This window comes from Paraburkholderia hiiakae, assembly GCF_904848665.1.
Taxonomy (GTDB): Bacteria; Pseudomonadota; Gammaproteobacteria; order Burkholderiales; family Burkholderiaceae; genus Paraburkholderia; species Paraburkholderia hiiakae.
In genome coordinates this window covers 93,281-108,190 of sequence record NZ_CAJHCQ010000013.1, presented here as the reverse complement: position 1 = coordinate 108,190, position 14,910 = coordinate 93,281, and the positions used below count along the sequence as shown (strand labels likewise).

Genomic DNA, 14,910 nt, shown 5'->3' with positions numbered 1-14,910 from the left:
CCGGGGCCGATGCCGCCTGAATGGGCGCTTGGGCTCGATGCCCGGCGTTGCTGCCCCGCTCGGGGGGCCGTTCTCGACCGCTTTATAGCACATGGCGCGTCGGCGTCGATTTTTGCGTCATCTCATGACGACACCCGCGCACCCGCCAGGGCGCCCAATCATAAGGGCGCGCCAGGCCGTGCGGCAAGCGGCGCGTCTGATCGGAGTCAGATGTTCGTTGCGCTCAAACCGCGCTCAGGGCAGGTCGCAGCTTGGGCGCATCGGCCACGCCCGGCAGCGCCCTGAGGTCCGCGAGCATGCGCTCGACCACGGCGGCATGCGGCAGGACCGTGCCGAAGAAGCGCGTGGCGTGGCCGTCTTCAATCAGGATCGTCGGGAAGTTCTCGACATCGAGATCGTCGAAGCGGTCGGCGTGGGTTTCGATGTCGATGTACGCGAAGCAGACATCGGGATGCGCCTCGGCGATGCGGTCGAACGTGGCCCGGTAGTCGCGGCACGTCCCGCACCACTGTGCGCACAGGCACGCGACGAACAGCGTGTCCTGATTGCTGACGCGCTCTGCGATCAGGTCGGCGTCGGTGTCGAGGTCTAGCGCGGGCATGGTCGTTCCTTGCGTTCTCTTATATATAGAGCGGGGTATTTGGCGCGAATGTATCACGGCGGCGCGCGGGCAGTGATGCTCCCCCGATCCACGACATCAGCCGGCTCACTGCCCACGACTGGCCCGCACGAACCAGCCGCCGGGGAGGGCATCGAGGTGCCCCGCGAGTTCGAGTTGCAGCAGCGTGCCTTGCAGCACCGCTTCGGGCATGTCGGTGCGCTGGGCGAGGATTTCAACCGTGGCCGGCGCGTGCCCGAGCGCTTCGAGCAGGCGCCGGGCCTCGGCGGCAAGGCTGGCGGTCGGCTTTCGTGCTTCACCGCGATGAGCGCGCAACGGCTCGCCACGCGGGCTTTCGAGCGGCAGCGGCAGAGTCTCGCCAGCGTCGCGCGGTGGGCGATCGAAAGGAACCGAGACTTTCTGGCGGCGTGGCTCACGCCGCGACGCGAGCGCGCGCCCGCTACCCGAGGGTTGCCCGACGTTTAGCGCATCGAGTACCTCTTCGGGCGATTCGACCAGCTGCGCGCCCTGCTTGATGAGCCCGTGGCACCCTCGCGTGAGCGGCGCGTGGATCGAGCCGGGCAGCGCAAATACGTCGCGCCCCATCTCGTTGGCGAGGCGTGCCGTGATGAGCGAGCCGGAACGTTGTGCGGCCTCGATCACCACCACGCCTTCCACGAACGCGGCAATCACGCGATTGCGCTGCGGAAAGTTCGCGGAGCGCGCCGGGGTGCCGAGCGGCCATTCGGAGACGAGCGCGCCGTGCGCGGCAATCTCCGTGGCGAGTGGACGATGGGCCGGGGGATAGACGAGATCCGCGCCGGTGCCGATCACGGCGACGGTGCCGCCATGCTCGTGGAGCGCGCCGCGATGCGCGGCGCCGTCTACCCCGAGCGCGAGCCCCGAGACGACCGTGAGACCCGACGCAGCGAGTGTGCGCGCGAAGCGCGCGGCGTCCTCGATGGCCTGGGGTGTGGCGTTGCGGCTGCCCACGACGGCTACCGCGCGTGCGTGGAGCAGCTCGAGCCGGCCCTTTGCGTAGAGCAACGGCGGTGGGTCGGGCATGTCGAGCAGGCGGGCCGGATAAGCCGGGTCGGCGAGCGTGATGACCGCGTTGCCTGGCGCCGCGCGCCACGCCTGCAGCGCTTCGAGCTGTGCTGCGAAGTCCGGACGGGTCTCGCCCAGTGCGGCGTGCGCGGCTTGTGCTCCCGCGACCGCGGCGAGTGCGGAAAATGGCTGGGCCAGCACGTTTTGAGGCAGGCCGAACGCGCCGAGCAGCGCACGCAGCGCGGTGGGCCGCAGGCCGCGCGCGAGGGCGAGGCGCAGCCAGGCGGCCAGTTCCTCGGGAGACAGCGGCAAGGTCGTCGGCATTGCGTTCCCCGGGCGCGGACGGTTTGCCGCACCTCGTGATAAAATTTTCACCATCCGAAATACACCGTGGCGTCTTTACCCGTGGCACTGCGCGCTCGCCTTCAAGCGCGGCGCGTTTGCACGGGCGAGCGCGCGTTCAACGTTGAATTGCGGTCCTTTCGTCCGAATATGCGTGCATATCCTCCGTATCCGGCATGGGACCCGCAAGCTGGCCGAATGGCCAGGCCGCGCATCGTTCCCTGTTCCTGGCTCTTTCAGGCGCCCAACGAGAAACCCGTCAAATCATGGCTCTACTGAACATTCTTCATTACCCCGACAAGCGTCTGCACAAGGTCGCGAAGCCGGTCGAGGTGGTCAACGATCGCATCCGCAGACTGGTCGCCGACATGGCCGAAACCATGTACGCCGCGCCGGGCGTCGGCCTCGCGGCTACCCAGGTCGACGTGCATGAGCGCGTCGTGGTGATCGACGTATCCGACGCGCACGACGAGCTGCGCGTGTTCATCAACCCGGAAATCATCTGGTCGAGCGCCGAGCGTGAAGTGCATGAGGAAGGCTGTCTTTCCGTGCCGGGCATCTACGACGAAGTCGAGCGCGCGGAAAAGGTGCGCGTGCGCGCAATGAACGAAAAGGGCGAGACCTACGAGGTGGACTGCGAAGGGTTGCTCGCGGTCTGCATCCAGCACGAAATGGATCACCTGATGGGCAAGGTGTTCGTCGAATACCTTTCGTCGCTCAAGCAAACTCGCATCCGCAGCAAGATGAAGAAGCTCGAACGCGCGATGTAATCGCGATTCGATCGTAATTCGATCGTATTGCGCCGCGCCGTCTCTTTCTTCGTCAACCCGCTTTCAGCAAACTGAGCACCGAGCGCCCATGAGCCACACCCTTCGCGTCATCTTCGCCGGCACGCCGGAATTCGCCGCCGCGGCGCTCGCGGCGATTCACGAAGCGGGCTTTGCCGTGCCGCTCGTTCTCACCCAGCCGGACCGCCCGGCGGGTCGTGGCATGAAGCTCCAGGCGAGCCCGGTCAAGCGCTACGCGCAGGAGCACGGCATAGCCGTCGCCCAGCCGCCGTCGCTGCGCCGCACGGGCAAGTATCCGCAGGAAGCCGCCGCGGCGCTGGGCCTGCTGCGCGCCACGCCGCACGATGTGATGGTGGTCGCAGCCTACGGGCTGCTGCTGCCGCAGGAGGTGCTGGACATCCCGCCGCACGGCTGCATCAACATTCATGGCTCTATCCTGCCGCGCTGGCGCGGCGCCGCGCCGATTCACCGCGCGATCGAAGCCGGCGACGACGAGACCGGCATTACGCTCATGCAGATGGACGCGGGGCTCGACACCGGCCCGATGATCTCCGAGGTGCGCACGCCAATCGCGCCGGGCGACACCACGGCGACGCTGCACGACCGCCTGGCGCTGCTCGGCGCGACGCTGATCGTGGATGGGCTCGTCGCGCTCGAGCGCGACGGCGCGTTGCCCACCACGCCGCAGCCGGCAGAGGGCGCGACTTACGCCGAAAAGATCGGCAAACAGGAAGGGGCGCTCGACTGGCGCCGGCCGGCCGTGGCGCTCGCGCGCCAGATTCGCGCGTTCGACCCGTTCCCGGGCGGCGCCGCCACGCTGGACGGCGCGCAACTCAAGCTGTGGGCCGCCGAGCCTGTGGAGCGCTCGGCCAGCGCGAGCGCTGAGCCGGGCGAGATTCTCGATGTGAGCCCGGCGGGCGTAGTGGTGGCCTGCGGCGAGGGCGCGCTGCGCCTCACGCAGCTGCAAAAACCGGGCGGCAAGCGCCTGCCCGCACGCGAATTCCTGGCCGGCATGTCGCTAGCGGTGGGCCAGCGTTTCCAGCTGCCCGAGGCCCCTGCGGCCTGAACCCAGGCTCGCGCCATCGCCTGAAAATAGCCGATGGCCCAAATGCCGCGCAGTTACCAGCGCGCTAGAATCAATGGCGTTTGAAGCGCGTTTTTCGATTTTGAGGTTGTCATGCTCGGCATCACCCATTTTGGTTTCTTCCTCGTCGCCGTGTTTCTCCTGAACGTGACACCGGGGCCCGATACGGCCTATATCGTCGGCCGCAGCGTCGCGCAGGGCCGCGGCGCGGGCCTTGTCTCCGCACTGGGTATTTCGGCGGGCTGCTGCGTGCATACGCTCGCCTGTGCGTTCGGATTGACGGCGCTGCTCGCGGCGTCGGCCACGGCGTTCACGGTCATCAAGATCGTCGGCGCGATCTATCTCGTGTATCTGGGCGTGCGGCTCGTCCTCACGAAACACGAGGTCAAGCCGGCCGAAGGCGCCGCGCAAGCCACGCCGCCCGCTGCTGCGGCGCGGCCGCTGCGCCAGCTCTTCGTTTCGGGTTTCTGCACCAACGTGCTCAACCCAAAAGTAGTGCTGTTCTTCGTCTCGTTCTTCCCGCAGTTCGTGAGCCCGGGGAGCGAGCACAAGGCGCTCGCTTTCCTGACGCTCGGTGCCGCGTTCGTGCTGATGAGCACGGTCTGGAGCAGCTTCGTTGCGTGGGTGGCCGGCAGCGTCACACAGCGCCTTTCGGGCAAGGCGGGCGTGAAGAAGTGGCTTGACCGCACGGTTGGCTCGGCGTTTGTCGGCTTGGGCCTGAAGCTCGCGACGGCCACACGCTGAGATTGAATTTTTCGCATCTGCCCATATCTAACAAATCGCTTACAATGCGCCCGCATACGGCTGACCGGCTGGCGGCGGGCGTTCAACGATCGATTTGATCCCCTGGTGGGTGAAGGAGCACAGCACATGTTCAACTGGGTCAAAACCGCGATGTTGATGGCCGCGATTACGGCCCTTTTCATCATGATTGGCGGGCTGATCGGCGGGCATCGCGGGATGGTGCTGGCGCTGTTCTTCGCGCTCGCCATGAACTTCTTCTCGTACTGGTATTCGGACAAGATGGTCCTGCGCATGTACAACGCGCAGGAAGTCGACGAGACCACGGCGCCGCAGTTCTATCGCATGGTCCGCGATCTGGCCACGCGTGCGGGCTTGCCGATGCCGCGCGTCTACCTCATCAACGAGGACGCGCCCAACGCCTTCGCCACGGGCCGCAACCCCGAGCACGCGGCGGTCGCGGCGACCACGGGTATTCTGCGCGTGCTGTCCGAGCGCGAGATGCGCGGCGTCATGGCGCACGAACTGGCGCATGTGAAGCACCGCGACATTCTCATTTCGACGATCTCGGCCACCATGGCCGGCGCGATCTCGGCGCTCGCCAACTTTGCGATGATCTTCGGCGGCCGCGACGAAAACGGCCGCCCGGCGAATCCCATCGCGAGCATCGCCGTGGCGCTGCTCGCGCCGATCGCGGGCGCGCTGATCCAGATGGCGATTTCGCGTGCGCGCGAATTCGAAGCGGACCGGGGCGGCGCTGAGATTTCGGGCGATCCGCAGGCGCTCGCCTCGGCGCTCGACAAGATCCATCGCTATGCGCAGGGCATTCCGTTCCCGGCGGCCGAACAGCATCCGGCCACGGCGCAGATGATGATCATGAATCCGCTGTCGGGCGGCGGCTTGCAGAACCTCTTTAGCACGCACCCGTCCACGGAAGAGCGCATCCGCCGGTTGATGGAGATCGCTGCGGGCACCAGACGCTAAAGCGACACATAGCAATGAAAAAAACGCCTCTTCGGAGGCGTTTTTCATTCAGCCGGCCGCCGTGGCGTCGCCGTCTACGTGTCGCACGTCGGTTCGAGCCGAAACCCGCAATGCCCGTTGACGCAGGGAAACGACGAAGAACACGAAATAGACGCCAATGAACCAGGACACGTCGAGCGCGTAGTACACGTGTCCGAACTTGGCGACGATCCACGCGGCGATGAACGCCAACGGTACGGCATAGAAGATCACGCGATCCATGCGGTTATCGCCCTTGCTACTCTGGAATAGCGAAACGTAGCAGCACGCGAAAAACGGTGCGATGTCGTATTCCTTCATTCTCGGATTCAGCGCGAGACAGAACGCGAGAATATAGAACAGCCTGCCAGGTACGTTTTCGTTTTCGGCCACCATGAGCCGGCGCCCGCGCAACGGGTTGACCGCGTACACGAATAGCGCCACGACGACCGCTTCGTAGAACAGAACGTCGTCCAGGGTCGATAGCGCCCGGACGTGCTGTTCGAGTATCCCGAACAGCACGAGCCCGGAATCGTTCTGGGCGAGCATCTGCCAGCGCAGCAGGGTTTCGAAGTCGGTCCACAGACGCGGTTCCAGCGCGAGTTGCGCAATGGTTGCGAGCGCAACACACAAAGGCACGGCGAAGAAATAGCGCATGCCCCTGGAGATAAAAAAGAACACGAGGGCGTACGTCAGGAAATAGATCTTGATGGAGGCGAAAAGGGCGATGAAAAAAACCAGCGCGCAATACTTTGCCGTCGCGCGGTGGCTCGGCCGTGAGGCGTGCTCCGAACTACGCGCGGAACCGGAAGCGTCCTGAGAAGCCGCATAGAAAAGCGCAATGATCAGCAGGTGACCGAAGATCGCGAAGTTTCCCGTGAGGATGCCCCCCACGCCCGCGCCGCCAGTCAGAAACCCCAGCGCACCCGCGACGACGAAATCCGCATGCCGGACGCTGCAGGCGAGATAGAGCAGCGACGCGACAACGAACGCCAGATAGAGCCAGTGAAACGGAATGCGCGAGAAGAGATTGAGGAAGATGGGCGGATAGACGAAGGGAAATCCGTGCGGGATATACGGATTTGCGCCGCGCTTGAACTGGTCCAGCGCGTATGCGTACACCTTGTAGTCCCAGAAGGGCGAGAACAGCTTTCCCCGTCCCTGTTGGTACACGGAAAAGAGCGCAACAAAGGCCAGGAACGCGAAATCGTGTTTCTTGCCGAGTGGTTTCATGATGGCCGCGACGAAGCTGGGGGAGGTGTTTTCTGTCGACATCTTGCGGCGAGCCGTTAGTCGGTATCCGCCAAGATGTATCCAGACGAATTCATCGCCGCCGGGCTGCGCGCGTGGCGCGGTCAACTCGAATCGAACGGGGCTAGCAGTGTTGCGCGCTCGCCACGCTACAATGGCTCGCTTGTGCATCGTTGACGCCGCGATTCACCGCGGCCCGCATCCGGTTTCTTCATGATATCCAGCCCATCCCGGCGACCCAGCAAGCCATCTCACGGCAAAAAGAGTTCCGCATCGCCTGCGCGCCAGCAGGGCGCAGTGCCGGCGCGCAGCCACGCCGTGCACCTGGCCCCCGATTCGCTCGGCTTCGCGCTCGACCTGGCTGCACACGCGGTCGGCGCGGTGCACGCCGGTGCGGCGCTGCCCGCCGCGCTCGCGAGCGCCTTCACCGCATTGCCTGCCGATTTCGCGCCGCAGGTTCGCGGCGCCGTGCAGGACATCGCGTATCGCACGATGCGGCGGCTCGGCACGGTCGAATGGCTGATCCGGCAGCGCGTGAGCAAGGCGCCGCCGCCGCCCGTCGCGAATCTGCTGGCCTGCGCGCTGGCGTTGCTCGCAGAAGACGAGGCGAGCGCCGCCTACACGCCGTTTACGGTCGTCGATCAGGCCGTGCGCGCCGTGGGCGCGCGCCGCGAGACCGCCTTTGCGAAGGGGCTCGTCAATGCGGTGCTGCGCGGCTTTTTGCGCGAGCGCGACGCGGCGCTTGCCGCTGCTCAGGCCGATGAAACCGCGCAGTGGAACTATCCGCGCTGGTGGATCGACGCGGTGCGTGCCGCGTGGCCCACGCAGTGGCAGGGGATTCTCACCGCTGGCAACACGCAAGGCCCGCTCACGCTGCGCGTGAACGCGCGCCGTGCGAGCGCCGCCGAATACGTCCAACGGCTCGCCGCCGAAAACATCGCCGCCACGCAGATCGGCGAACACGCCGTGCGCCTGTCCGCGCCGCTGCCGGTGGATCGCATTCCCGGGTTCCTCGCGGGCGACGTGTCCGTGCAGGATGCCGGTGCGCAAGTCGCCGCGCAAATCCTCGACGTGCGCGACGGCATGCGCGTGCTCGACGCATGCGCGGCGCCCGGAGGCAAGAGCGGCCATCTGCTCGAGCTTGCCGACATGGACCTGATCGCGCTGGAGAGCGATGCCACACGCGCCGCGCGCATCGGCGAGAACTTCGCGCGGCTTGGTTTCGCGCAAGACGATCCCGCGCATCCGGCGCGCCACGCAAAGATCGTGGTCGGCGACGCGGGCAATCCCGCCGCGTGGCACGACGGCGAACGGTTCGATCGCATCCTCGCCGACGTGCCGTGCTCGGCATCGGGCATCGTGCGCCGCCATCCGGACATTCGCTGGTTGCGCCGCGAGAGCGACATCGCGGCGCTTGCCGCCGAGCAGCGCCGCATCGTCGATGCGCTGTGGCCGCTCGTGAAGCCGGGCGGCGAACTGCTCTACGTGACCTGCTCGATCTTCCCCGAGGAAGGCGAGGCGCAGGCGCGCTGGTTTGAAAGCACCCATGCGGATGCGGTACGATTGGACGCCCCGGGGCAACTGCTGCCCGAGGCGTTCGGCGCGCCGGCCCAAGGGCCAGAATGCGGCGCAGCCGACGAGGCGCGGCACGATGCCGATGCAAAGGCCGAAGTGACGGCAACCGACTGCCCCGTTCCCGATCGCACCGCAGATCACGACGGATTCTTCTACGCGCGCTTTCAGAAACGGTGATCATCAAACGCTTCTTCCCGCTGCGGTTCGCGGCCCTGATCTGGCTGGTGCTTGCTGTCGTCGGCTTCGTGGCCGCTACGCCGGCGCGCGCCGACTCGATCTCGGTGCAGCGCGCGTCGCTCCAGGCCGACAGCAACGGCTGGAGTCTCGACGCCCGCTTCGACTTCGACCTCAACAGCAGCCTGGAAGACGCGGTCAACAAGGGCATTCCGCTCTACTTCACCACCGACTTCGAGCTCACACGCGCGCGCTGGTACTGGTTCGACGAACAGCCGGTGAGCGTTTCGCAAAGCATTCGCCTGTCGTTCCAGCCGCTCACGCGTGAGTACCGCGTCTCCAGCGGCGGCCTGCAGCTCGGCTTCTCGACGCTCGCGGACGCGCTCGCGGTCATCAAGCACGTCACCTCGTGGCACGTGATCGACCGCAACGACGTGCATGCCGGCGAAACGTACACGGCCTCGGTGCGCATGCAGCTCGACGTCGCGCTGATGCCCAAGCCGTTCCAGATCGACGCCGTGAACAACCGCGACTGGAATCTCGCTTCCGACTGGAAGCGCTTTAACTTCACGGTGACCGAACGTGCTAAATAAAGTACGCCGCGCCACCAGCTTCAGCAGCGTCGTCGTCAAGCTGCTCGTTTCCACCGTCGCGTTCACCGCGACGCTGCTGCTCGTCCTGCTCGCCGCGGCGAGCGCGAACACCGAGTTCTTCGACCGCTACTACGGCTGGCTCTACGCGGCCAATATCGTCGTTGCGCTGATCTTCCTGTCGGTGGTCACGGCGCTCATGATCGTGATCGTCGTGCGCCTTAGACGCGGCAAGTTCGGCACGCGGCTGCTCGCGAAGCTCGCGTTCTTCTTCGCGCTCGTGGGCGTGGTGCCGGGCGGCATCATCTATATCGTTTCTTATCAGTTCGTCTCGCGCTCGATCGAGTCCTGGTTCGACGTGAACGTGGAAACCGCGCTCACGGCAGGCCTGAATCTCGGGCGCGGCATGCTCGACGCATCGCTGTCCGACCTGCAAACCAAGGGCCGTCTCATGGCCGAGCAGATCGCGAGCGGCGACGCCGCGGGCACCACGCTCACGCTCCTGCGCGCGCGCGACCAGTTCGGCGTGCAGGACGCGATGATCGTCGAGCCGGTGCGCAGCATGTCGGGCGCGGCGCCGGAAATGCACGTGGTGGCGCAGGCGTCGAGCAACTTCTCGTCGCTCATGCCCGCCGATATGCCCACGTCGCTCATGCTCGATCAGGCGCGCGGGCGCGGCTATGCGGCGATCGAAGGCGAAGTGGACGGCGACCCGCATCAGCTTGGCTCGAAGGGCGCGCTGCGATTGCGCGTGGTCACGCGTATTCCCGATGCGAACACAACGGATCTGCAGCCGGCCGAGCGTTTCCTGCAACTGGAGCAGCCCGTGCCGGCCGCGCTCGCGCGTAACGCCGACGCCGTGCAGCGCGCATATCGCGAATATCAGGAGAAGGCGCTTGGCCGCACCGGCCTGCGCAAGATGTACATCGGCACGCTCACGCTCGCGCTCTTTCTCGCCACGTTCGTCGCGATGATGCTGGCGCTCGCGCTCGGCAACCAGCTTGCAAGGCCGCTCTTCCTGCTCGCGCAGGGCACGAAGGAAGTGACCGAGGGCGACTACACGCCCAAGCGCGAGATCAAGTCGCGCGACGAACTGGGCTTCCTCACCCAGTCGTTTAACGCGATGACGCGCCAGCTTTCCGAAGCGCGCCAGGCCGTGGAGAAGAACCGCATCGCGCTCGAGCATTCGAAGGCGTATCTCGAAAGCATTCTCGCGAACCTCACAGCGGGCGTGTTCGTGTTCGACCGGCAGTTCCGCCTCACGACGGCGAACCCGGGCGCGGAGCGCATCTTCCGTCAGCCGTTCCAGACGCAGCTCGGCGTTGCGCTCGATCATATCGGCGCGCTCACGGAATTCGGCGCGATGGTGCGCAAGGCCTTCGCCGATCAGGAAGCTTCACGCGGCGACGGCGATCGCGGTCGCGGCCACTGGCAGCAGCAGTTCTCCGTACCGATTCCGGGCGAGACCGATCCGCTCACGCTGCTCGTGCGCGGCGCGCGCCTCGTATCCGATACGGGCCGCGACGCGGGCGACATGCAGACCTCGGGCTACGTCGTGGTGTTCGACGACATCTCCGACGTGATCTCGGCGCAGCGCTCGGTGGCGTGGGGCGAAGTCGCGCGGCGTCTTGCGCACGAGATCAAGAATCCGCTCACGCCGATTCAGCTCTCGGCCGAACGCCTGCAGATGAAGCTCTCCGACAAGCTCGCGCCAACGGACGCCGAAGTGCTCAAGCGCGGCGCGACCACCATCGTCAATCAGGTCGCGGCGATGAAGCAGATGGTCGACAACTTCCGCGATTACGCGCGCACGCCGCCTGCGGTGCTCGCGAACCTGCAGCTCAATGAGCTCGTGAGCGAAGTGCTCACGCTCTACGGTGTGGGAGAAGGCAAGAGTGCGATCAAGGTCGAACTCTCCGAGTTGCCGGTCATACGGGGCGACGCCACGCAATTGCGCCAGGTGATCCACAACCTGCTGCAAAACGCGCAGGACGCGGTGGCCGACACGCAGAATCCTCACGTGACGCTCGAGACCCGCGCCGTAGAATACGGAGACCCCGACGCGCAAGGCCGCACGCGCGTGGCGGTGCGTCTCACGGTTTCGGACAACGGCCCCGGTTTTCCGGCGCGCATCCTCACGCGCGCGTTCGAACCCTATGTGACGACGAAGGCCAAAGGAACAGGACTCGGGCTTGCGATGGTCAAGAAGATCGTCGACGAGCACGGCGCGCGCATCGACATCCGCAATCGAATGAGAGCGGGCGATGTGATCGAAGGCGCGCAGATCTCGATTCTCTTTCTCCAGTTGGCAGACGATGCCGCCACGCCAGGACCCGGCCGATCCGGGGAGGGGCAGGCGCGTGCCGAAGCGGAACGGGGATCAAAAGCAACAGTGCAGACAAGGGCAGCGTAAATGGCAACCATCCTGGTGGTAGATGATGAAATGGGCATCCGGGAATTGCTCTCGGAGATCCTCAGCGACGAAGGACACGTCGTGGAGCTCGCGGAAGATGCGCAGCAGGCGCGCGACTTCCGGCAGCGCCACGTGCCGGACCTCGTGCTGCTCGATATCTGGATGCCGGACACCGACGGCGTGACGCTGCTCAAGGAATGGGCCGCGCAGGGCCATCTGACGATGCCGGTCATCATGATGTCCGGGCACGCGACCATCGACACCGCCGTCGAGGCGACGAAGATCGGTGCGCTCAACTTCCTCGAAAAGCCGATCGCGCTGCAAAAGCTGTTGAAGGCGGTCGAGCAGGGGCTCGCGCGCGGCACGGCGGCGCCGGTCACGCAGGCCACATCGGCGGCGGCGGGGAAGTCGGCGGCGGGCGGACCCGCAGTCGTGGCATCGGCGGCGGCGCTGCCGGTGCTGGCCGCCGACGGCGTTCATGGCATGCACGCGGGCGCGACGGCCACGCAGACGGCTTCGATCTCGTTCGACATTCCGCTGCGCGACGCGCGCGACGCATTTGAGCGCGCTTACTTCGAGTACCACCTCGCGCGCGAGAACGGCAGCATGACGCGCGTGGCCGAAAAAACGGGGCTTGAGCGCACGCACCTGTATCGCAAGCTCAAGCAGCTCGGCGTGGACCTCGGCAAGAGCAAGGGCGAGTGAGGGTGAGAGTGCGCGCTCGCGAAAGCGAGCGGCGCAGTCCGGCTCACGAATTTTTGCGAAAGCCACTTGGCAAACGCCAGATTCATCGCTATAATCTTTTTTCTTCGTTGGCCCGGTAGCTCAGTTGGTAGAGCAGCGGATTGAAAATCCGCGTGTCGATGGTTCGATTCCGTCCCAGGCCACCAGAATGCAGCCCCAGGAGATCGTTCGATTCCTGGGGCTTTTTCGTTGTGCTCGTTGTCTTGCGGTTCGAATTCCAGACATCGACGGTATCCAGGGTATAAGGGTGCGCCGATGCCCTTGCAGGGGCCCGAGCCTATACTGCATGAGCCGGCGCGGGGGTTGTCCCTGCCGGTCCGCCCGGGCGCTTCAAGTAACAAAAGCGAGCAACAGCAGCAAGCAACGAAAGCATTCGCGCGGAAACCTCATACACGGAGTTTCACGGTGACTCGAACAGAAGCCAAGGGCGCGCTCGTACTGTTTTCCGGCGGCCAGGATTCGGCCACGTGCCTCGCATGGGCGCTCGACCGCTACGAGAGCGTCGAGACGCTCGGCTTCGATTACGGCCAGCGTCATCGCGTCGAACTGGAGTGCCGCGAAGGCTTTCGCACGGCGATCGCCAGCACGTTCCCTGAGTGGGGCGAGCGTCTCGGCGACGATCACATGATCGATCTCTCTGTGCTCGGCTCGATCAGCGACACGGCCATGACGCGCGAGATCGAGATCGAAACGGCGGCGAGCGGCTTGCCGAACACCTTTGTGCCGGGCCGCAACCTGATGTTCATGCAGATCGCCGCGGCGATCGCCTATCGTCGCGGGCTCAAGGTGCTCGTGGGCGGGATGTGCGAAACCGACTTCTCGGGCTACCCCGACTGCCGCGACGACACCATGAAGGCGCTGCAAGTGGCGCTCAATCTCGGCATGGACACGCGCTTCGTGCTGGAAACGCCGCTCATGTGGCTCGACAAGGCCGACACGTGGCGGCTCGCCGAAAAGCTGGGCGGCGAAGCGCTGGTGGACATGGTGCGCGTCGAAACGCACACCTGCTACGTGGGCGAGCGCGCCGAGCTTCACGCGTGGGGCTTCGGCTGCGGCGAGTGCCCGGCGTGCAAGTTGCGCAAGCGCGGGTATGAAGCGTATCTCGCTGGCGAGAACGTGACGGAAGCACCGGTCTGAGCGTAGGCCTCGGGCCGCGCACAGCGACTTTCGCAGCGAAAATGCTCAGGGCAGCGCACGGGCGGTGCGCCCTGCCAGCAGGTTGAATCCGCGCCCGAGACCAACCGGCTTTGCGCGCGCCTCGCGCCGATGAGCCAGAACCAGGCAGCAGCATGACTTACGCGGTAAAGGAAATTTTCTACACGTTGCAGGGCGAGGGCGCGAACGCCGGGCGTCCGGCGGTGTTTTGCCGGTTCGCCGGCTGCAATCTCTGGTCGGGCCGCGAGGAAGATCGCGAGCAAGCCGTTTGCCGCTTCTGCGACACTGACTTCGTCGGCACCGATGGCGAGAACGGCGGAAAATTCCGCACGCCTGAAGAGCTCGTCGCGAAGATCGCATCGCTGTGGCCCGAAGGCGAGGGCAACCGCTTCGTGGTCTGCACGGGCGGCGAGCCAATGCTGCAGATCGACCCGCCGTTCGTCGACGCGCTGCACGCCGCCGGCTTCGAGATCGCGATCGAAACGAACGGCTCGCTGCCGGTGCTCGAAACCATCGACTGGATCTGCGTGAGCCCGAAGGCCGACGCGCCACTCGTCGTCACGAAGGGCAACGAGCTCAAAGTCGTCGTGCCGCAGGAGAATCAGCGCCTGGCCGAGTACGCGAAGCTCGATTTCGAGTATTTTCTCGTGCAGCCCATGGACGGCCCGTCGCGCGACCTGAACACGAAACTCGCGATCGACTGGTGCAAGCGCCATCCGCAGTGGCGCCTGTCGATGCAGACCCACAAATACCTGAACATTCCCTGATTCACGCGAATTTTTCTGAAGAAGCGCCGTGCTGACGATCACCCGAAAACTCGAATTCGACGCGGGCCACCGCATCCCCGACCACCGCAGCCAGTGCCGCAATCTGCACGGCCATCGCTACGTGCTCGAAATCACGCTGGAAGGCGACCTCGTCGAAACCGAAGGCGCGCCCGACCGTGGCATGGTGATGGACTTCGCCGACGTGAAGTCGCTCGCGAACCAGTATCTCGTCGATCTGTGGGACCACGCGTTCCTCGTCTTCGCGGGCGATACGCAGGTGCGCGGCTTTCTCGAAACGCTGCCGGGCCACAAGACGGTCGTGATCGACCGCATTCCGACCGTGGAGAACCTCGCAGCCATCGCGTTCGATATTCTCGCGAACGTGTATGACGCGCACTACGGCGTGAATCTGCGCCTGCACAAGCTGCGCCTGTACGAGACGCCGAACTGCTGGGCCGAAGTCACGCGCGACTGACGCTCGCAAGTTCCGCCTCAGTCGTCTCACACTCGCTCCGACGACCCGCGCAAGGCGGGTTTTCCGTGCCGGCCGGCAAATTTTTGTCGCGGTATGATCATTGCCGCAAGGCCTGCGCATCCCCGCGTGCGGCCCGACAAACACATAACGGAGCGAGACCTGCC

Annotated in this window: 14 protein-coding genes and 1 tRNA gene; 12 read left to right on the top strand and 3 right to left on the bottom strand. The window is 65.4% G+C overall.

Annotation, left to right across the window (positions count from 1 at the left end; genetic code table 11):
* Nucleotides 1–223: 223 nt before the first annotated feature.
* Both JMY28_RS23705 and dprA read right to left on the bottom strand, forming a co-directional pair.
* The gene (locus tag JMY28_RS23705; RefSeq protein ID WP_201698339.1) at nt 224–601 is read right to left on the bottom strand and encodes a thioredoxin family protein; all 378 of its coding nucleotides are present in this window, start codon (nt 599–601) and stop codon (nt 224–226) included.
* A gap of 105 nt (nt 602–706) precedes the next feature.
* Nucleotides 707–1,969, bottom strand: coding sequence for a DNA-processing protein DprA (gene dprA / locus JMY28_RS23700; RefSeq protein ID WP_201698338.1), 1,263 nt, complete (start codon nt 1,967–1,969; stop codon nt 707–709).
* Nucleotides 1,970–2,253: 284 nt separating this feature from the next.
* Here dprA and def point away from each other — a divergent pair, with 284 nt between their 5' ends.
* The 4 genes from def (at nt 2,254) to htpX (ending at nt 5,584) form a co-directional block, all read left to right on the top strand.
* On the top strand, nt 2,254–2,757 hold the full coding sequence (gene def / locus JMY28_RS23695) for a peptide deformylase (protein WP_201698337.1): 504 nt from the start codon (nt 2,254–2,256) through the stop codon (nt 2,755–2,757).
* A gap of 88 nt (nt 2,758–2,845) precedes the next feature.
* Complete coding sequence (gene fmt / locus JMY28_RS23690; protein ID WP_201698336.1) at nt 2,846–3,841, top strand: methionyl-tRNA formyltransferase; 996 nt, start codon at nt 2,846–2,848, stop codon at nt 3,839–3,841.
* A gap of 111 nt (nt 3,842–3,952) precedes the next feature.
* Entirely contained in the window at nt 3,953–4,603 is a 651-nt protein-coding gene (locus JMY28_RS23685) for a LysE family translocator (protein WP_201698335.1), read from the top strand.
* 126 nt (nt 4,604–4,729) lie between these two features.
* Nucleotides 4,730–5,584: a zinc metalloprotease HtpX gene (gene htpX / locus JMY28_RS23680; protein WP_201698334.1), complete on the top strand. Its 855-nt coding sequence runs from the start codon at nt 4,730–4,732 to the stop codon at nt 5,582–5,584.
* A 48-nt stretch (nt 5,585–5,632) separates the two neighbouring features.
* Here htpX and JMY28_RS23675 read toward each other — a convergent pair whose 3' ends face one another.
* On the bottom strand, nt 5,633–6,877 hold the full coding sequence (locus JMY28_RS23675) for a hypothetical protein (RefSeq protein ID WP_201698333.1): 1,245 nt from the start codon (nt 6,875–6,877) through the stop codon (nt 5,633–5,635).
* A gap of 189 nt (nt 6,878–7,066) precedes the next feature.
* Between JMY28_RS23675 and rsmB the strand changes: the two genes are divergently transcribed.
* The 8 genes from rsmB (at nt 7,067) to queD (ending at nt 14,746) form a co-directional block, all read left to right on the top strand.
* Nucleotides 7,067–8,605 carry a 16S rRNA (cytosine(967)-C(5))-methyltransferase RsmB gene (gene rsmB / locus JMY28_RS23670; RefSeq protein WP_201698332.1) on the top strand — a complete coding sequence of 513 codons (1,539 nt, stop codon included), beginning with the start codon at nt 7,067–7,069 and terminating at the stop codon, nt 8,603–8,605.
* On the top strand, nt 8,602–9,195 hold the full coding sequence (locus JMY28_RS23665; protein ID WP_201698331.1) for a DUF4390 domain-containing protein: 594 nt from the start codon (nt 8,602–8,604) through the stop codon (nt 9,193–9,195). The genes rsmB and JMY28_RS23665 overlap by 4 nt, the downstream gene beginning before the upstream one ends.
* On the top strand, nt 9,185–11,605 hold the full coding sequence (locus JMY28_RS23660; RefSeq protein WP_201698330.1) for a sensor histidine kinase: 2,421 nt from the start codon (nt 9,185–9,187) through the stop codon (nt 11,603–11,605). The genes JMY28_RS23665 and JMY28_RS23660 overlap by 11 nt, the downstream gene beginning before the upstream one ends.
* A complete protein-coding gene (gene esaR / locus JMY28_RS23655) occupies nt 11,606–12,310 on the top strand; it encodes a response regulator transcription factor EsaR (RefSeq protein ID WP_201698329.1) in 705 nt (234 codons plus the stop codon). It begins immediately after the preceding gene.
* A 109-nt stretch (nt 12,311–12,419) separates the two neighbouring features.
* Nucleotides 12,420–12,495: transfer RNA gene (locus tag JMY28_RS23650), tRNA-Phe, on the top strand.
* A gap of 259 nt (nt 12,496–12,754) precedes the next feature.
* Nucleotides 12,755–13,486 (top strand): 7-cyano-7-deazaguanine synthase QueC, encoded by a 732-nt coding sequence (gene queC, locus JMY28_RS23645; RefSeq protein ID WP_201698328.1) that lies wholly within the window; start codon nt 12,755–12,757, stop codon nt 13,484–13,486.
* A gap of 152 nt (nt 13,487–13,638) precedes the next feature.
* The gene (gene queE / locus JMY28_RS23640) at nt 13,639–14,271 is read left to right on the top strand and encodes a 7-carboxy-7-deazaguanine synthase (protein ID WP_201698327.1); all 633 of its coding nucleotides are present in this window, start codon (nt 13,639–13,641) and stop codon (nt 14,269–14,271) included.
* A 31-nt stretch (nt 14,272–14,302) separates the two neighbouring features.
* Nucleotides 14,303–14,746 carry a 6-carboxytetrahydropterin synthase QueD gene (gene queD, locus JMY28_RS23635; protein WP_201698457.1) on the top strand — a complete coding sequence of 148 codons (444 nt, stop codon included), beginning with the start codon at nt 14,303–14,305 and terminating at the stop codon, nt 14,744–14,746.
* The last annotated feature ends 164 nt before the right edge of the window (nt 14,747–14,910 follow it).